Raw genomic sequence first — 15,666 nt, forward strand, 5'->3', positions numbered from 1 at the left:
CAACAAAAATCAGCGGCCTTAAATTTTTTTCGTAACGTCCGCAGATTTTTCGATGGCCGGCTATCGTTTTTTCTGTTTAAAGCGCACAATACGCGGGACGGACACACAAAGGTATCCGCCCCGCGCACAGTGCTCACGCTTTTTTCCGGAACAGGCGGTCCGCCGCCAGGCACAGCGCCACGGTCAGCGCCATGTCCACCAGGGTGTAGCCCACCAGAATGTCCACCCGCATCAGCGCCCGGTAGGCGGCAAAGCCCACCAGCCAGATGACCAGGTTCCGCACATCGGCCTCCACGCCGGAGCGGTCCCGCTTCAGCAGGAAGTGGTCCGCGATCTGAATGGCGATCATGGGGGCGAACACGGAGCCGATGAGGTAGAGGAAGTCCGTGATGTCGTCCATGGGGAACAGCATGGCTCCCAGAATGCCGATGGCCGTCACGGCGATGGCGGTCTTGCGGCCGTCCAGCTTTTTCCACAGGGATTCCGCGGAAATGCCGGCGGACCAGGCGTCCAGGAAGGTGGTGGTGACGGTGGAGAGGATCAGGATCACCAGGGCCGCCACGCCCAGGCCCGCCTTCACCATGATCTGGGCGATGTCGGACTCTCCGGTGTACAACGCGGCGCCCATACCGATGACATACATCCAGCAGGACACCAGGCCGTAGACCACCACGCTGCACAATGTGGCCTGGGCGGGCTTTTCCGCCTCCCGGGTATAGTCGCTGATGAGGGGCAGCCAGCTCAAGGGCATGGCCACCGCCAGCTCCACCGCGGCGCCGAAGCTCATGGCCTCTTCCTCCACAGCCCCGGGGGCGGCGCCGGAGAAGAAAATGACCTTGCACAGCTCCATGGTCAACAGCAGCAGCAGTGCCATGGCCACCTTGTTGAGCCAGCCTAGGTTGGTGATGCCCACGGCGATCCACAAAATGATGAGCCCGCCGATGACCAGGCACCACACCCAAGCCCCCACGGGGAAGATGCCCCCTACCGCCAGGGCGCCGTCATAGATCATGATGGCGGTCCAACCCACCAGCTGCAGCACGTTCAGCGCGGCAAACAGCATGCCGCCCCGGCTGCCGAAGCTCAGCTTCACCGTCTCCATGGCGCTTAAGCCGGTGCGGCCGCCGATGAGGCCCGCCAGATACATCATGGCGCCGCCGATCACATGGCCGAGGAGGATGGCCGCCATGCCCAGGGCCATGCCCAGGGAGGCGAAGTACGTGCCGGTGAGGATCTCCGCCAGGGAGACGCCCGCGCCGAACCAGATAAGGCCGTTTTGGGCCACTGTCGTCTTTTTCATATCCGCGCCTTTCCGCGGGGAGCCGGGTACTTTTCCTCCCACGCCATATCCCAGAAGGATGCCTCGTACCGGGAGCAGGCAGTAAAAATCTCCTCCAGATACCGCAGCTGCTCCTCCGTATAATCCACCGTCAGCCGCTCGATCATCTCCATCAGCAGCACGTTGTTGTGGGTATACCGCTCAGTGATATAGCCCCGCACCCATCTGCCGTAAAAGGGATGGTCGGGCGCGGACGGATTCTCCTCCACCATTTTGCGGGCAATGACCTCATAGCTGTAAGCGCAGGAGAAAATGGCTGTCAGCACCTCGGCCTCGCCGCCCTTGTAGGCCACGCTGAGCATATAAGAGGTGTAGGAGCGGTTATCCTGGGCAATGGGCGTGTTGTCCAGTTCCTCCCGGGTGATGCCGAACACGCCCATATAGCCGTTGTGCACATTGACCTCGCCGTCAAGGATGGCCTGAATGTACTTGGCGAACATCTTCATGGTCTCCACGCTCTTGCTCTTGGCGACACCCACGGCAAAAACCTTGGTATAATCCATGAGATACCAGTAGTCTTGAATGATGTAACGGCGGAATTTCTCCCGGTCCAGCGTGCCGTTCTTGATCCCCTGGACAAAGGGATGCTCATGGTAGCCGGCCCAGATGTCCTCCGTGGCCTTCAGCAATCTTTCAACCGTACTCATACCGTTCCCTCCTTTCGCCGCAGCGTTCTGCGCATGAGTCCTATGGGGAGGAGCAAGACGATCAGAATGCTCAGCACCCCCTCCGGCAGTCTGGAGGACAGGTTGTAGGCAAGGCTGTATCCCCATGCCCCCCAGCCGTCCCACGCGTTTTGGGAATAGAAGATGACGCCGCTGAGCACATGGCCGCAGCACCGGATGAAAACGGCCAGCGCCATGCCGCAGAGCATCTTCCAGCGTTTATCCGTCCCAAAGACGCCGGCATACCCCAGGCAGGAGAAGCACACCAGCTGCTGCACAAAAATCTGCGCCCAGTGGACCGCCTGCCAGCCGGGGATCAGGATCATCACCAGGATGCCGCAAACCCAGCCCGTCATCATGGCCAGCCGGTAATCATAAACCAGCGCCAGCAGCATCAGAGGGATCCAGGAGCCGCAGGTGATATTGGAGCCGGTAGGCAGCGGGATCCGAATGGATGCCAGCACCAATGTCAGCGCGCAGACCACACCGCCCAGGCACAGCGCTCTGGCGTCCAGCTTCACGCCCCGGCAGAGCCATATGGTCGTCAGCAGATAGACGATCGCAAAAACAGCGGTAATGATGGGAGAGATCATGCCTGGAACTCTCCCTTCAAGTCAAACATGTGGTTCATGGGACCCCGGCCCTTGCCCAGGTCCAGCATGGCGGCCAGCGCTCCGGAGATGTACGCCTTGGCCCGCTCCACCGCCGCGTCCAGCTCCATGCCCTTGGCCAGGTTGGAGGCAATGGCGCTGGAGAGGGTGCAGCCGGTGCCGTGGGTGTTGGGATTGTCGATGCGCCGGCCATTGAACCAGCGGCCCTTGCCGTCCTTCCACAGCAGGTCGTTGGCGTCGTTCAGGTCGTGTCCGCCCTTGCACAGCACGGCACAGCCGTACTTTTCGCAGATGGTCCGGGCAGCGGTCTCCATGTCGGCGGGGCTTTCGATCTTCATGTCCGCCAAAATCTCCGCCTCCGGGATGTTGGGCGTCAGTACCTCCGCCAGGGGCAGCAGCCGCTCCTTCAGCACCTCGATGGCATCAGAGCGCAGGAGCTTGGCGCCGGAGGTGGCCACCATCACCGGGTCCACCACGACGTGGCGGGCGCCGTACTGGCGGAGCTTGTCCGCGATGACGGTGATGAGCTCCGCGGAGGAGACCATGCCGATCTTCACCGCGTCGGGGAAGATGTCCGTGAACACCGCGTCCAGCTCCTTTTCCAAAAAGGCGGGCGTGGCTTCCAAAATGTCTGTGACGCCGGTGGTGTTCTGGGCGGTCAGGGCCGTGATGGCGCTCATGGCGAATACGCCGTTTGCCGTCATGGTCTTGATGTCTGCCTGGATACCGGCGCCTCCGCTGGAATCGCTTCCGGCGATCGTCAATGCTGTTTTCATGTTTTTGCTTCCTTTCTGCATTGAAGTTTTATAACGCGGCGAAAGGTGGTGCCCCCGGTCCGCCGCCAAGAAACGGCTATGCCGTATCTTTCTCTTTACGGGCGGGCGATCTTTTGGGACAGCCGCAGCATCTCCTCCGCCGCCGCCTTCACGTCCGGCTGGGCGAACAGGGCGGAGACCACCGCCACGCCGGCCAGACCGCAGCCGGCCAGCTCCAGGATGTTGTCCCGGCTGATGCCGCCGATGGCCACCACCGGGATGTCCACGGCGGCGGTGACGGCGCGGATGGTGTCCCGGGAAATGGGCTTGGCGTCGGTCTTGGTGCCGGTGACGAAGGCGGCCCCCACCCCCAGATAGTCAGCCCCCGCCGCCTGGGCGGCCCGGGCCTCCTCCGCGTTGTGGGCGGACACGCCGATGATCTTGTCCGGTCCCAGCAGCTGCCGGGCCCGGCCGGCGGCCAGGTCCTCCTGGCCCACATGGACGCCGTCGGCCCCGGTCTTCACGGCGATGTCCACATTGTCGTTGATGATGCTGACGACGCCCGCCTCCCGGCACAATGCCACGAACCGCTCCGCCTCCGCCAGGAAGGCGTCCTCCGCCAGGTGCTTTTCCCGCAGCTGCACCACGGCGGCGCCGCCGGCAATGGCGGCGCGGACCTGGTCCCAGAAGGCCTCCTCATCCGCCGCCCAGGCCCGGTCCGTCACGGCGTAGAGCCGCATCTGCTCTGCATGAAGTTTCATGTCGTTTTCCTCCCGACTGCAAAAAAATCCGCGGACACACCAAATCCGGTCCGTCCGCGGCAAGCGCCTCTTCTCTCCCTACGTTGGCATGATCCAAATCAGGTCTCGGGTAAAAACCTCAGCGGTTTACTCTCAGCCCGCGCCAGCGGACTCCCCGTCTATATTTTCGTTTATCATACGCTTCTTTTTCGCGGTTTTCAACCCTCTTGACAAACTTTTATCAAGATGGCATAATAACGGCGAAAACAGGGGAGCCGAAAGGCTGAGAGGAAGCGTCGCTTCGACCCTTTTACCTGATGTGGGTAATGCCACCGTAGGAAGCATCACGGGATACCGGACGGCGGGCACCACCAGGCGCCCGCTGTTTTTGACTTCTTTTGGGAAAGGATGTGTGTCGGGGAAAGTAAAACCGGCGACCCGGTCCTCCGGGAGCGGGCAGAGGGGGAGCGCCCTGTGCCCGGGCCAACTGCAAGCAGCGATGGGAAGCCGTGTTCCGGCGTGAGAGGAGACCAGCAAGTCTCGACCGAATTTTCCGTGCGGGGAGCGTTCTGCCTCCCTGCGGCCTTGCCGTGCAAGGGGAAAACGCTGCTGTTTTCTCCCTGCGTACATCTTTTAAAAAAGGAGTTTTTTCTATGAAAACAAGAACCTTTGTCAAAACACTGGCCCTGGCCAGCGTCCTCACCGCCGTGGCCGTGGTGGGCAGCGCCTTTTCCTTCCCGGTGTTCGGCAGCAAGTGCGCCCCCGTGCAGCACATGGTGAACATCCTGTGCGCCGTGTTCCTGGGGCCGGGCTTCGGCGTGGCCGCCGCCTTTGTGGCCAGCCTGCTGCGCAACCTCATGGGCCTTGGCAGCCTGCTGGCCTTCCCCGGCAGCATGTGCGGCGCCCTGCTGTGCGGCCTGGTCTACAAGAAAACGAAGAACCTGCCCCTCACTCTGGTGGGGGAGGTGTTCGGCACCGGCATCATCGGCGGCCTGCTGTCCTGGCCCGTGGCCATTTTGTTCATGGGCAAGAGCGCCGGTGACATCGCCTTCTACGCCTACGTGGTGCCCTTCCTGGTCTCCACCGTGGGCGGGTCCGTTCTGGCGGGCATTCTGGTGTTCTCCCTGGAAAAGAGCGGCGCTCTGAAGTCCATGCGCGCCGCCATGGAACAATAAGCAAGAGGGTTGTTTTTATGAACGTTTCCCGTCTGGAGGAGGTCCGCCGCCGGCGGCCCCTCATCCACTGCGTGTCCAATATCGTCTCCGCCAACGACTGCGCCAACCTGGCCCTGGCGGTGGGCGCCAGCCCCATGATGGCCCAGGCGCCGGAGGAGATGGCGGACATCACCGCCATCTCCGATGCCACGGTGCTCAATACCGGCACGCCGGACGCCGCCAAGTTCGATGCCTGCCGCGTCTGCGGCCGGGAGGCGGCGGCGCTTGGCCGGCCGGTGGTACTGGACCCGGTGGGGGTAGGCGCCTCGCCCTGGCGGCTGGAGAACATCCGCCGCTTGCTGGCGGAGGGCTCTCCCGCCATGGTGCGGGTGAACCTGGGGGAGGCCCAGGCCCTGCTGCGGCTGCGCAGCCAGGAGCAGGGAGTGGACAGCCCCGCTGCCGCCGCCCGGGCGGAGCGGCTGCGCTGCGCCGCCGCTCTGGCAAGGGACCTGCATACCGCCGTGCTACTGTCGGGGCCGGAGGACATCGTCACCGACGGCGCCGCCGCCTGGTGCTGCACCGGCGGCAGCGGCCGCATGGCCCAGGTCACCGGCACAGGCTGCATGCTCTCCGTGCTGTGCGGCGTGTTCGCCGCTGTGGAGCCGGACCCCCTGGCCGCCGCCCTGCTGGCCTCGGCCTTCTGGAAGGTGTGCTCCCGCCGGGCGGACCGCGCGGCGGGGGAGAAGGGAAGCGGCAGCTTCCGCGCGGCGCTGCTGGACGCCGCCGGCGCCTTGACGGGAGCGGACCTGGAGCGGGAAGCGGCAGTCATTCCTCTTTCTCTTTAAAACGAAACGCGGGAGCCGGTCTGGCTCCCGCGTCAGTCTGTCAAAAATTCTTTTCGACAGACTGAGCAAGTTTTTCAGAACTTAAAAAGTTCTGAAAAACTTAAATTTTAAACGAAAGACACCCCTCCTGGGTTTCTTTCGTAACTATCTTCCTTCCTGTTTTCCGGACGGAGGCGAGCACCGTCTCCTTGTCCCAGGGGGACAGGGTCCGCAGGTCCAGCACCTCCGCGTCGATACCCTCCGCGGCCAGGGTCTTGGCCGCCTCCAACGCCCGGTTCACCATGACGCCGTACACCACCAGCGTCACATCCCGGCCCTCCCGGGCCACCCGGGCCTTGCCGAAGGGGATGGGGCTGTCGTCGTCAGGCACCTCGCCCTCGGTTTTGAACAGGGTCTTGTGCTCCAGGAACATGACGGGGTTGTCGTTGCGGATGGCTGTCCGCAGCAGGCCCCGGCCCTCCGCCGGGCAGGAGGGAACCACCACCTGCAGCCCCGGCACATGGGCGAACCACGCCTCCAGGCAGTCGGTGTGGTGGGCGCCCTGCATTTTCACGATGCCGTCGGGGCAGCGGATGACCATGTGGACCTTGCCCAGGCCGCCGCCATATTGGCGGACTCGTGGAAGGTGCCCCGATTGCAGGCCCCGTCCCCGAAAAACACCACCGCCACAGCGTCGCTGCCCTGTAAGCGGGCCGCCAGGCCGAAGCCGCCGCCCACGATGCCGTTGGCGCCCAGCATGCCGATGCTGAAGTCAGCGATGTGCTGGGAGCCGCCCTTGCCCCGGCAGCAGCCGGTGGCTTTTCCGTACAGCTCCGCCATCATGGGCTTGAGGTCCGCGCCCTTGGCGATGGTGTGGCCGTGGCCCCGGTGGGTGCTCTCGATATAATCCGTCTTTTCCAGGCAGGCGCATACGCCGGTGGCCACGGCCTCCTCGCCCACATACAGGTGGACGTGCCCAGGATCTCCTCGGATTCCCGGGCACGCTTGGCCTCCAGCTCAAATTTGCGGATCTTCACCATGGTCTCATAGTGCCGCGGCAGTTCCTCTTTTGAAAACATCCGCCAGCCGCCTCCTTCACGGTCTCACAGGACACTTGGTCCCAAATAATTCATGCATTTAAAGTGCCATTGTGCTTTTGATTTTGCAACGGTTTTTGCCCATATCCGCAAAAAACCATAAATATGCGCAAGGTTTTCCGCATTTTTTATCCTGCTTGCCGCTGTGGGCGCAAGCCGGGGCGGCATATTTTCCACCTCCGGCGCATAGGTTGTCCCAGGAGGTGAGGCCCATGAAGTCAGCGGCGCTGCGGGACATCCTGCGGCGGCTGGAGGCGGCGGCCCTGGCGGCGGGAGTGGTGTGGGCCGTGGCCGTCACCGCCGGCAGCGACACGGCGGCCGGCGCGTGGCAGGCCCTGCGGGAAGCCGCGCCGGTGGAGGCGCTGCGCTGGGAGCTGGGGGACCTGCGCCCGGCGGACAGCCTGTCCCCGGCGGCGGTCATGACCATCGGGGAATCGCCCTTGCTGCTGGCGGCCCGGCCCGCCGTGGCGGAGCTTTGGTCCACGGAGCAGGGAGCGCCGGAAGAACCCGCTGCCGACAGCGAACCGCCCCAGGAGACCGTGCCGGTGGAGGAGACGCCCCTGGCGGCGCCGGACGCCCCGGACAACGGCGTGGCCGCCCGGACCCTGGTGCCCACGGACCCCTCCGGCTACACCGTGTCCGGCCGGGTGTACATCAGCAATTCCACCGATCATGCCGTGGATGTCACGGCCCTGGCGGAGCCCTTCTCGGCGGAGCTCACCGGAGACCCCGGCCCCCAGGTCCTCATCCTCCACACCCACGGCAGCGAGGCCTACACCCCCGCCGACGGCAGCGGCGTCGTCTGGTCCGGGGACCACCGCACCACCGACGCCCGCTACAACGTGGTGCGGGTGGGGGACGTCATCGCGGACACGTTGAGCCAGGCGGGCATCTCCGTCCTCCACGACCGGACACTGTACGACTATCCCTCCTATTCCGGAGCCTACGACCGCTCTCTCGCGGCCATTCACAGCTACCTGGCCCAGTATCCCTCCATCCACTTCATTCTGGACGTCCACCGGGACGCCATCGAGGACGGCCAGGGCAACGAGTACAAGGTGGTCTCCGCCGTGGAGGGGGAGGGCACCGCCGCCCAGATGACCCTGGTGGTGGGCAGCGACGGCAGCGGCCTCACCCACCCCAACTGGATGGAGAACCTAAAACTGGCGGCGGCGCTGCAGGAGGACCTGCTCACGGAATATCCCACCCTCATGAGGCCCATCCTGCTGCGCAACTCCCGCTACAACCAGCACGCCACCGCCGGCAGCCTGCTTTTGGAGGTGGGCGCCGCCGGCAACTCCCCGGAGGAGGCCGCCCTGGCGGCCCGGCTCTTTGCGGAGCGGATGGCGCAGGTACTGGAGAGCCGCAGCAAATAGCTGTGAAAAAGCCGTCTGCGTTTCAGCGCAGGCGGCTTTTCGGCAACAAAAAACAGCCCGTCCTTTTGGACAGGCTGTTTCAAGCATGAGCAGCTGCTTTTAGTCGGTGACGTAGGGCAGCAGAGCGATCTGACGGGCACGCTTGATGGCCTCGGTCAGCTGACGCTGATGCATGGCGCAGGTGCCGGTGGTTCTGCGGGGCAGAATCTTGGAACGCTCAGAGACAAAACGACGCAGCTTGGCGGCGTCCTTGTAATCGATGGACTCGCACTTGTCAGCGCAGAACTGGCAAACCTTGCGGCGCTTGCCGCGCATGGGACGAGCGGGTCTCGCTTCACGATCAAAAGCCATGAAATGGTTCCTCCTTTATTAAGATCAGAACGGCAGTTCGCCGTCCTCCTCGCCGATCTCGGCGAAATCGGAATGGCTGTCCATGGGAGCCGCGGCGCCTCGGCCGCCGCCCATGGGCGCGCTGTAAGAGGGCGCACCGTACGCGGGCGCTCCGCCGTACTCGCCGGCGCCGTCCCGCTTGGAGTCGCCGAAATAGATGTTGTCGGCAACGATCTCGGTGGCGACGCGCTTGCCGCCCTCCCGGTCCGTCCAGTCCCGGGTCTGCAGCCGACCCTCCACCACGGCCATGCGGCCCTTGGCGAAGTACTTGCTGACAAATTCCGCGGTGCTGCGCCAGGCGACCACATCGAAGAAGTCCGCCTGCTTCGTACCGTCCTGGCTCTTGAAGTCACGGTCCACCGCGATGCGGAAGGACGTGACCGCCGTGCCGGACTGGGTGCGGCGCAGTTCCGGGTCCTTGACCAGACGACCCATGATGATAACCTTGTTGAGCATTCTCCCAAGGCCTCCTTACTCGCCCTTGCAGACGATCAGGGAACGCATGATGCCATCGTTGATGCGCAGCTTACGATCCAGCTCGCGGGGGAAGGAAGGCTCGCTGTTGAAGCTCATCAGCACGTAGTAGCCATCGTTCTTGTAGTTGATGGGATAGGCCAGCTTGCGGGTACCCCACTCTTCCACCTCAACGGCGGAACCATTCTGCTCAGCCAGGGCCTTGAAGCTTGCCACGATAGAGGCAATGCCCTCCTCACCCTGTGCAGGGTCGACAATGTAGACGACCTCATAATTGGCAGTAACCTTTGCCATGTTTGCACCTCCTTTTGGACAAATGGCCCTCATTCAAAGATGAGAGCAAGGATATGCCTGCAGACTGCAAGCTATATTATTATACAGGAAGGTCCGCAAATGTCAAGCACATTTTTCCCTGTTTTTCCCGGCTTTCACGAAAAAACCTTTCCTTTTTCCGCAGGATGTGGTATATGGTATAAATAGCAACGCCGGCCGTACGCCGGAAGAGAGGAAGCGCACTCCCATGGTCTTTACCTGGAAAACCGTTTTGTTCATTTTCACCGCCCAGCTGCTGGCCTACACTGTCAAGGGTCTCATCGGCTTCGGCAACCCCCTAATCTCCGCCCCCATCCTGTCCATGCGGCTGGACAATGTGCTCATCACCCCGGGCACCCTCCTCATGGACTGCCCCATCAACGGCTACATCACCTGGAAAAACCGCCGCAGCTTCGACTGGCGCCGGGTGCTGCCGCTGCTGCTGGCCAACATGTGCGGCGTCGTGCCCGGCACGCTGCTGCTGCGCTTTTCCCTGCCGTGGGTCCTGAAGACCGTGCTGGGCGTTGTTGTGGTGCTGCTGGGGCTGGAGATGGCCACCCGCAGCCTCCGTCCCCTCCGCCCCGGGCGGGACACGCCCTGGATGCGCTATGTGGTGGCGGTGTTTTCCGGCATGTGCGCGGGCCTGTTCGGCATCAACATGTTCCTCACCGCCTATCTCCAGCGGACTGCTAAGGACTACCAGGAGTTCAAGGGCAGCATCTGCTTTTTGTTCCTGGGGGAGAACCTGTTCCGCCTGGGCATCTACATCTCCAGCGGCCTCATCACCCGGGAGGTTCTGCTGTTCGGCGCGGCGTCCGTGCCGGCGGCGGCCCTTGCCATGGCCCTTGCCGGGGCCCTGGGTCCCCGGATGCGGGAAGAACGGCTGCAAAAGGGCGCCATCGCCCTGTTTTTGCTGGGCGGCGTCAGCATCATCATCAAATCCATCGTGTTCCATACATAAACGAAGGAGGACTCACCCATGAAAGAACTGTACCAGGGCCTGGGCCACATCGCCATCCACACCCGGGACATGGCCGAAAGCATCGCCTTCTACGAGAAGATCGGCGGCACCCTGCGCCAGCGGGACGCCATCCCCACCCCCGACGGGGACAAGCTGCTGGCCCTCATGGAATTCGGCGGTTTCGTGCTGGAGCTCATCCAGTCTCCCACCCCCGCTCCCATGACAGAGGGCAACATCCCCCACTTCGCCGTGTACGTGCGGGACGTGGACGCGGCGGCCGCCGCCATCCGGGCCGCCGGGGTGGATACTTTTATGAAGCCGGAGAAAACGGTCCTGCCCAACCTCTTCGGCGGGCTGGAGAACTGGTTCTTCACCGGCCCCTCCGGCGAGCAGATCGAGCTTTTGCGGATGCTGTGAGTATGAAAACACCACCGGACAAGTGGTCCGGTGGTGTTTTTTCGCTTGTTTCAGTCCGCGATGTACTCCCGCACCCGGTAGACGGCGCCCACCTCGTCCTCGCAGATGCGGCGGCAGTTTTCGATCTCCTCCTTGGGGATGGTGTCCACCACCGTCATCATGACGGTGGGCACATACTGCCGCAGCTCCTTGGCGAAGGCCTTCATGGCCTCGTAGGCTCCGGAGAAGTTGGGGTGGCACAGCGCGTCGTACTTCTCCGCCGTGTCGGTGTTCAGGGAGATGGACACCATGTCGAACCGCCCGGCGAATTCCGGGGTGATGTCCCGGCCGTTGACGACGCTGCCGGTGCCGTTGGTGTCCATGCGGGTGTAGATCTTGGTGCCGTGCTCCTTCATCCGGTCCACCACCCAGCAGATGTCGTCAAAGCGGTAGGTGGGCTCGCCGAAGCCCACGAACACCAGCTGGCGGTATTTGGTGAGGTCGTGGCTCTCGATGGAGGCCAAAATCTCCTCCTTGGTGGGCTCCCGCTTCAGCCAGAGATTGTGGGTATAGATGCTGCCGCCGGAGCTCTGGTTGTGCCGCAGGCAGAACTCGCAGTTGAAGTTGCAGCGGTTGGTGGGGTTCACATACAGGTTGTCCCCGTATTCATACGTGATCGTAAAGCCTTTTTCCATGGTGGTTCACTCCAATCCAAACAATCGTTTTCCGTTTTCCCAGGTAATGTCCGTCATTTCCTCCGCCGTGACGCCCTTCCACTCCGCCAGTTTTTCAATGACGTAGGGCAGATACCGGCTGTCGTTCCGCTTGCCCCGGAAGGGGACCGGAGTCAGGTAGGGGGCGTCTGTCTCCACGACGATGCGGTCCAGGGGCGTGATGGCCGCCACCTCCGGGGCCCGCTTGGCGTTTTTATAAGTGATAGGCCCGTCGAAGCCCAGATACCAGCCACGCTTCAAAAGCTCCGCCGCCATTTCCGGGCTTCCGGAAAAGCAGTGGAACACGCCCCGGACCCTGGGGTACTCCAACACGATGGCCAGGCTGTCCCCATGGGCCTCCCGGTCGTGGACGATGACCGGCAGGCCCAACTCCTCCGCCAGGGCCAGCTGGCGGCGGAACACCTGCTGCTGGAACTCTCTGGGGGGATTTTCCGCCCAGTAGTAGTCCAGGCCGACCTCGCCGATGGCAACCACCTTGTTGTGCCCGCACAGCGCCCGGACGGCGTCGAAGTCCCCGTCGGTGCAGCCGGCACAGTCCTCCGGGTGGATGCCCACGGCGGCGTACACGTGTGGGTAACGCTCCGCCAGGGCCACGGCGGCGCAGCTGCTCTCCACGTCGCAGCCCGGGTCCACCACCAGCCCCACCCCGGCGGCGGGGAGGGCGGCGAGCACCGCGTCCCGGTCGGCGTTGAAGCCGCCGGAATCATAGTGGGCATGGGTATCAAAAATAGGCATGGGAACACCTCTTTGCTTTTCTGGTATGGCTATTCTAACACAGTTTGACAAAATAAAAAGGGCCAGAATATGAATTTTCCAGGGGGCCAGGCAAAAAAGAAAGACACCCCTCCTGGGTTTCTTTCGTAACTATCTTCCTTCCCGTTATCCAACCAAAATCAAAATCATGGCAGGCAAAAAGAAAAAGGACATCCCACCGGATGTCCTTTCTATTTCAGCACGATCAGCCGATCTGGTTCAGCTTCAGGGTCATGGCGCTCTTGCGATGAGCGGCCGTGTTCTTGTGCAGAACGCCCTTGGCAACAGCCTGGTCGACTTTCTTCACTGCAACCTTGTAAGCGCCATCGGCCTCGGTGCGATTGCCTTCTGCGGCAGCAACCTCGAACTTCTTGATGGCGGTCTTCAGCTCGGATTTCGCGGCCTTGTTGCGTGCGTTTCTCACTTCACCGATCAGAACGCGCTTCTTGGCAGACTTAATATTCGGCAAACCAAACACCTCCTTAGGCAAATTCACCCGGCGAAACAAATTTCCACCGTGCAGAATGATATTTTAACAGGGAACTTCCCAAAAAGCAAGTGTTTTTTTGCAATTTTTGTGATTTTTCGTATATTGTGTTTCAATCCGCAAATCCTAGGGCAAGTACCACAAGATTTTGTGTTGGGAGGCGGCGCTTTTGTTTGCAAAACGAACAGACCTGGCCCTGGAGGCCCGGGAGCTCTGGCAGGAATCCGCCGGAAAAACCACCCGTCTGACCGGCGTGAAGGCTGTAAAGCGGAAGCAGGAGGGCTATCCCGTCACCCGGGTGGACATTCTGGACAGAAGGGGGGAGGAGGCCCTGGGCAAGCCTCGGGGCAGCTATCTCACCGTGGACCTCACCACCTTCTGGCAGCGAAAATCCGACTTTTTCCAGCGGGCGGTGCGGGCGGTGGGCACGCCGCTGAAGGAGCTGCTGCCCACGGAGGGGCCGGTGCTGGTGGTGGGCCTGGGGAACCGGGCCATGACCCCCGACGCCGTGGGCCCCCTGACGGCGGACCATGTGCTGGTGACCCGGCACCTCATCTCCGCCATGCCCCGGCAGTTTTCCGGCTTCCGGCCCGTCAGCGTGCTGCGCTCCGGCGTGCTGGGCACCACCGGCGTGGAGTCCGCTGAGGCGGTGCGGGGCCTTGCATCGGAGGTGAAGCCCGCCTGCGTCATCGCCGTGGACGCCCTGGCCTCCCGGCGGGTGGGGCGGGTGTGCGCCGCGGTGCAGCTCTCCGACACCGGCATCATCCCCGGCTCCGGCGTGGGGAACCACCGCCACCCCTTGAACGCCGAGACCCTGGGAGTCCCGGTCATTGCCATCGGCGTGCCCACGGTGGTGGACAGCGCCACCTTGGCGGCGGACCTCTTGGAGGAGACCGGCGTCACGGACTACGACGAAGAAAAGCTCCGGGCCTCCCGCCAGAATCTGATGGTCACCCCCCGGGACATCGACCAGCAGGTGCGGGACCTGGGAAAGGTCATCGGCTACGGCATCAACTGGGCCCTCCAGGACCTGGACATCGATGAAATGAACGCCCTTTTGAGCTGAAAACACACCGAAGCCCGGAGAATACTCTCCGGGCTCCGTCTTTTACAGTCACTCCAAAACAGGCAGGGTATTGGCGCCGTGGGGCAGAAGGGTGGTCCGCAGGTCCTTGCCGCCGTTGAGCTGCCGGGCAAGTGCCAGCGCCTCGTCCAACGTCTTGACGGCATGGATCTTTGCGGTGCCGAAGGCCTCCTGCGGGATGTCCGTCACGGCGATCATGCGGTGCTTTTCACCGCTCTCGGCAAACAGGTAACCGATGAAGGCGCCGATGGAGAAGTCCGTCCGCAGCGCCTTCTCCCGCTCCAGCATGGTGGCATAGCCGGCGATCTGCTTTTCCGTATCGTCGCTGCCGAAGCCCTCCTCGGACTTGGTCACCAGGATGATGGTGCCGCCGTCCTCTGCCACCACCAGGGCGTTGCACAGGGTCTTGATGGTCTGGTAGAAATTCAAGTCCTTGGGATAGCCGCCGGCGCTGGCAATGACCAGCGGAGTCTTTTCCCGGACACGGACGCCGTACATCCGGTTCACCAGGTCACAGGCCGCCTGGTGGGCGGTGATCCAGTTACCGGCAAAAGCGCTGATGATCTTCTGGTCGTCGTTCACCACCACATTGATCAGGAAGGTGGGCTTTGCCATGGCGCAGGCTTCCATCATGTCGGCGTGGACGGGGTTGCTGTCGGAGAGGTTGGCGCTGCGGACCTCCGGGTTGGCCCCTGCGCCGAGACCGGGATTCAGGGCCAGGTTATGGTTTTTCATGATGGTCTCCCGGCCGGCGATGCCCGGCAGGATGCTCTTGCGGCCGCCGCCGAAGCCCGCCATGAAATGGTACACCACACCGCCGGTAAGGATGATATGGTCGCACTCCAGGGCACGCTTGTCCAGCCACACAGGGGTCCCCCGGGTGGTGGTGCCCACATACTTGAGGTTTGCCTCATCCGTGCACTGGTGATCCACCAGGTGAATGCGGTCGTAAACCGCCTTTGTCACCAGGCCGATGTGCTCCTCCTTCGTCTGGCAGCGGTGGGTGCCGGTGGCGGAGATGATGAGCATGTCCTCATCCCGGATACCGGCGGCCTCCAGCTCCTCCACCAGAATGGGGATGTAGGTCTCGGGAGACTGCCAGCGGCGGGTCACATCAGAGATAATGATGCACACCGTCTCCCCCGGCTTTACCAACTCTTTCAGCGGTTTGGAGTCGATGGGATGCTCCAGGGCGTAGTGGATGTGCTCCGCCACAGTCCGCTGGGGCAGGTCTACATGGTTGGGCTCCAGCTCCGCCGCGATCAACTCAGGCGGCAGCTTTACCTCAAACTCCTCCCGGCCATATTTCATTGCTTCTGCCATGCTTGAACCATTCCTTTCGCAAAGGCCCGGGGCACCGCTCCGGGGCCTGAGATTTCGCCCCCTATTATACGACGGCGAAAGGAATTTTTCCTCGGCGATTTCGCCGAAAATTGCATGGCTGCCGCATTTATTTCCGAAGTTTTCTCTGGGAGTCGGACATTCGCTCCGCCGGCCGTTTTTCCGCTGGCCGT

20 protein-coding genes and 1 riboswitch are annotated in these 15,666 nt (G+C 62.7%); of the genes, 6 read left to right on the forward strand and 14 right to left on the reverse strand.

Annotation, left to right across the window (positions count from 1 at the left end; translation table 11 throughout):
- Nucleotides 1-133: 133 nt before the first annotated feature.
- The 5 genes from cytX to thiE all read right to left on the reverse strand — a co-directional run bounded on the left by cytX (nucleotide 134) and on the right by thiE (nucleotide 4,131).
- Nucleotides 134-1,300, reverse strand: coding sequence for a putative hydroxymethylpyrimidine transporter CytX (gene cytX / locus ACTQ4R_RS09040; protein ID WP_441627902.1), 1,167 nt, complete (start codon nucleotides 1,298-1,300; stop codon nucleotides 134-136).
- A complete protein-coding gene (tenA, locus tag ACTQ4R_RS09045) occupies nucleotides 1,297-1,986 on the reverse strand; it encodes a thiaminase II (protein WP_441627904.1) in 690 nt (229 codons plus the stop codon). The genes cytX and tenA overlap by 4 nt, the downstream gene beginning before the upstream one ends.
- Entirely contained in the window at nucleotides 1,983-2,597 is a 615-nt protein-coding gene (locus ACTQ4R_RS09050; protein ID WP_441627906.1) for an energy-coupled thiamine transporter ThiT, read from the reverse strand. Before ACTQ4R_RS09050 ends, tenA begins: the two co-directional genes overlap by 4 nt.
- On the reverse strand, nucleotides 2,594-3,391 hold the full coding sequence (thiD, locus tag ACTQ4R_RS09055; RefSeq protein ID WP_441627907.1) for a bifunctional hydroxymethylpyrimidine kinase/phosphomethylpyrimidine kinase: 798 nt from the start codon (nucleotides 3,389-3,391) through the stop codon (nucleotides 2,594-2,596). Before thiD ends, ACTQ4R_RS09050 begins: the two co-directional genes overlap by 4 nt.
- Nucleotides 3,392-3,486: 95 nt before the next feature.
- Nucleotides 3,487-4,131: a thiamine phosphate synthase gene (gene thiE / locus ACTQ4R_RS09060; RefSeq protein ID WP_441627909.1), complete on the reverse strand. Its 645-nt coding sequence runs from the start codon at nucleotides 4,129-4,131 to the stop codon at nucleotides 3,487-3,489.
- A 237-nt stretch (nucleotides 4,132-4,368) separates the two neighbouring features.
- Nucleotides 4,369-4,468, forward strand: a riboswitch (TPP riboswitch).
- A 295-nt stretch (nucleotides 4,469-4,763) separates the two neighbouring features.
- Here thiE and thiW point away from each other — a divergent pair.
- Together thiW and thiM are read left to right on the forward strand one after the other, a co-directional pair.
- Nucleotides 4,764-5,285, forward strand: a complete 522-nt coding sequence (gene thiW / locus ACTQ4R_RS09065; RefSeq protein ID WP_441627911.1) for an energy coupling factor transporter S component ThiW — start codon at nucleotides 4,764-4,766, stop codon at nucleotides 5,283-5,285.
- Between the two features lie 17 nt (nucleotides 5,286-5,302).
- Nucleotides 5,303-6,109, forward strand: a complete 807-nt coding sequence (thiM, locus tag ACTQ4R_RS09070; RefSeq protein WP_441627913.1) for a hydroxyethylthiazole kinase — start codon at nucleotides 5,303-5,305, stop codon at nucleotides 6,107-6,109.
- A gap of 100 nt (nucleotides 6,110-6,209) precedes the next feature.
- On the opposite strand, the gene ACTQ4R_RS09075 is transcribed toward thiM, so the two are convergent.
- Nucleotides 6,210-6,689: an alpha-ketoacid dehydrogenase subunit beta gene (locus ACTQ4R_RS09075; protein ID WP_441627915.1), complete on the reverse strand. Its 480-nt coding sequence runs from the start codon at nucleotides 6,687-6,689 to the stop codon at nucleotides 6,210-6,212.
- On the reverse strand, nucleotides 6,659-7,048 hold the full coding sequence (locus tag ACTQ4R_RS09080; protein WP_441627917.1) for a thiamine pyrophosphate-dependent enzyme: 390 nt from the start codon (nucleotides 7,046-7,048) through the stop codon (nucleotides 6,659-6,661). The genes ACTQ4R_RS09075 and ACTQ4R_RS09080 overlap by 31 nt, the downstream gene beginning before the upstream one ends.
- Before the next feature lie 349 nt (nucleotides 7,049-7,397).
- On the opposite strand from ACTQ4R_RS09080, the gene spoIIP reads away from it, so the two are divergent.
- Nucleotides 7,398-8,561, forward strand: coding sequence for a stage II sporulation protein P (spoIIP, locus tag ACTQ4R_RS09085; protein ID WP_441627919.1), 1,164 nt, complete (start codon nucleotides 7,398-7,400; stop codon nucleotides 8,559-8,561).
- 99 nt (nucleotides 8,562-8,660) lie between these two features.
- Here spoIIP and rpsR read toward each other — a convergent pair whose 3' ends face one another.
- From rpsR to rpsF, 3 genes are read right to left on the reverse strand one after another with little or no spacing between them, the layout of a single operon-like run.
- A complete protein-coding gene (rpsR, locus tag ACTQ4R_RS09090) occupies nucleotides 8,661-8,912 on the reverse strand; it encodes a 30S ribosomal protein S18 (RefSeq protein ID WP_091131927.1) in 252 nt (83 codons plus the stop codon).
- 24 nt (nucleotides 8,913-8,936) lie between these two features.
- Nucleotides 8,937-9,407: a single-stranded DNA-binding protein gene (locus ACTQ4R_RS09095; RefSeq protein WP_441627922.1), complete on the reverse strand. Its 471-nt coding sequence runs from the start codon at nucleotides 9,405-9,407 to the stop codon at nucleotides 8,937-8,939.
- 15 nt (nucleotides 9,408-9,422) lie between these two features.
- On the reverse strand, nucleotides 9,423-9,719 hold the full coding sequence (gene rpsF, locus ACTQ4R_RS09100; protein WP_441627924.1) for a 30S ribosomal protein S6: 297 nt from the start codon (nucleotides 9,717-9,719) through the stop codon (nucleotides 9,423-9,425).
- A 226-nt stretch (nucleotides 9,720-9,945) separates the two neighbouring features.
- Between rpsF and ACTQ4R_RS09105 the strand changes: the two genes are divergently transcribed.
- Both ACTQ4R_RS09105 and ACTQ4R_RS09110 read left to right on the forward strand, forming a co-directional pair.
- A complete protein-coding gene (locus ACTQ4R_RS09105) occupies nucleotides 9,946-10,698 on the forward strand; it encodes a sulfite exporter TauE/SafE family protein (protein WP_441627926.1) in 753 nt (250 codons plus the stop codon).
- Between the two features lie 18 nt (nucleotides 10,699-10,716).
- The gene (locus ACTQ4R_RS09110; RefSeq protein WP_441627928.1) at nucleotides 10,717-11,115 is read left to right on the forward strand and encodes a VOC family protein; all 399 of its coding nucleotides are present in this window, start codon (nucleotides 10,717-10,719) and stop codon (nucleotides 11,113-11,115) included.
- Nucleotides 11,116-11,165: 50 nt separating this feature from the next.
- Here the strand turns inward: ACTQ4R_RS09110 and ACTQ4R_RS09115 are convergent, their stop codons facing one another.
- The 3 genes from ACTQ4R_RS09115 to rpsT form a co-directional block, all read right to left on the reverse strand.
- The gene (locus ACTQ4R_RS09115) at nucleotides 11,166-11,789 is read right to left on the reverse strand and encodes a TatD family nuclease-associated radical SAM protein (protein WP_441627930.1); all 624 of its coding nucleotides are present in this window, start codon (nucleotides 11,787-11,789) and stop codon (nucleotides 11,166-11,168) included.
- Between the two features lie 6 nt (nucleotides 11,790-11,795).
- Complete coding sequence (locus tag ACTQ4R_RS09120) at nucleotides 11,796-12,563, reverse strand: TatD family hydrolase (protein WP_441627932.1); 768 nt, start codon at nucleotides 12,561-12,563, stop codon at nucleotides 11,796-11,798.
- A gap of 223 nt (nucleotides 12,564-12,786) precedes the next feature.
- Nucleotides 12,787-13,050, reverse strand: a complete 264-nt coding sequence (gene rpsT / locus ACTQ4R_RS09125) for a 30S ribosomal protein S20 (protein WP_441627934.1) — start codon at nucleotides 13,048-13,050, stop codon at nucleotides 12,787-12,789.
- A gap of 187 nt (nucleotides 13,051-13,237) precedes the next feature.
- Here rpsT and gpr point away from each other — a divergent pair, with 187 nt between their 5' ends.
- Nucleotides 13,238-14,134 carry a GPR endopeptidase gene (gene gpr, locus ACTQ4R_RS09130; RefSeq protein WP_441627936.1) on the forward strand — a complete coding sequence of 299 codons (897 nt, stop codon included), beginning with the start codon at nucleotides 13,238-13,240 and terminating at the stop codon, nucleotides 14,132-14,134.
- A gap of 48 nt (nucleotides 14,135-14,182) precedes the next feature.
- On the opposite strand, the gene larA is transcribed toward gpr, so the two are convergent.
- Nucleotides 14,183-15,475 carry a nickel-dependent lactate racemase gene (gene larA, locus ACTQ4R_RS09135; RefSeq protein WP_441627938.1) on the reverse strand — a complete coding sequence of 431 codons (1,293 nt, stop codon included), beginning with the start codon at nucleotides 15,473-15,475 and terminating at the stop codon, nucleotides 14,183-14,185.
- Nucleotides 15,476-15,666: the final 191 nt, after the last annotated feature.

Origin of the sequence: Dysosmobacter sp. Sow4_B12 (genome assembly GCF_052116665.1) — a bacterium.
GTDB lineage: Bacteria > Bacillota > Clostridia > Oscillospirales > Oscillospiraceae > Oscillibacter.

Coding starts and splice junctions, on each gene's coding strand:
- cytX (WP_441627902.1), bottom strand. CDS start 1,300: ATGAAAAAGACGACAGTGGCCCAAAACGGCCTTATCTGGTTCGGCGCG.
- tenA (WP_441627904.1), bottom strand. CDS start 1,986: ATGAGTACGGTTGAAAGATTGCTGAAGGCCACGGAGGACATCTGGGCC.
- ACTQ4R_RS09050 (WP_441627906.1), bottom strand. CDS start 2,597: ATGATCTCTCCCATCATTACCGCTGTTTTTGCGATCGTCTATCTGCTG.
- thiD (WP_441627907.1), bottom strand. CDS start 3,391: ATGAAAACAGCATTGACGATCGCCGGAAGCGATTCCAGCGGAGGCGCC.
- thiE (WP_441627909.1), bottom strand. CDS start 4,131: ATGAAACTTCATGCAGAGCAGATGCGGCTCTACGCCGTGACGGACCGG.
- thiW (WP_441627911.1), top strand. CDS start 4,764: ATGAAAACAAGAACCTTTGTCAAAACACTGGCCCTGGCCAGCGTCCTC.
- thiM (WP_441627913.1), top strand. CDS start 5,303: ATGAACGTTTCCCGTCTGGAGGAGGTCCGCCGCCGGCGGCCCCTCATC.
- ACTQ4R_RS09075 (WP_441627915.1), bottom strand. CDS start 6,689: ATGGTCATCCGCTGCCCCGACGGCATCGTGAAAATGCAGGGCGCCCAC.
- spoIIP (WP_441627919.1), top strand. CDS start 7,398: ATGAAGTCAGCGGCGCTGCGGGACATCCTGCGGCGGCTGGAGGCGGCG.
- rpsR (WP_091131927.1), bottom strand. CDS start 8,912: ATGGCTTTTGATCGTGAAGCGAGACCCGCTCGTCCCATGCGCGGCAAG.
- ACTQ4R_RS09095 (WP_441627922.1), bottom strand. CDS start 9,407: ATGCTCAACAAGGTTATCATCATGGGTCGTCTGGTCAAGGACCCGGAA.
- rpsF (WP_441627924.1), bottom strand. CDS start 9,719: ATGGCAAAGGTTACTGCCAATTATGAGGTCGTCTACATTGTCGACCCT.
- ACTQ4R_RS09105 (WP_441627926.1), top strand. CDS start 9,946: ATGGTCTTTACCTGGAAAACCGTTTTGTTCATTTTCACCGCCCAGCTG.
- ACTQ4R_RS09110 (WP_441627928.1), top strand. CDS start 10,717: ATGAAAGAACTGTACCAGGGCCTGGGCCACATCGCCATCCACACCCGG.
- ACTQ4R_RS09115 (WP_441627930.1), bottom strand. CDS start 11,789: ATGGAAAAAGGCTTTACGATCACGTATGAATACGGGGACAACCTGTAT.
- ACTQ4R_RS09120 (WP_441627932.1), bottom strand. CDS start 12,563: ATGCCTATTTTTGATACCCATGCCCACTATGATTCCGGCGGCTTCAAC.
- larA (WP_441627938.1), bottom strand. CDS start 15,475: ATGGCAGAAGCAATGAAATATGGCCGGGAGGAGTTTGAGGTAAAGCTG.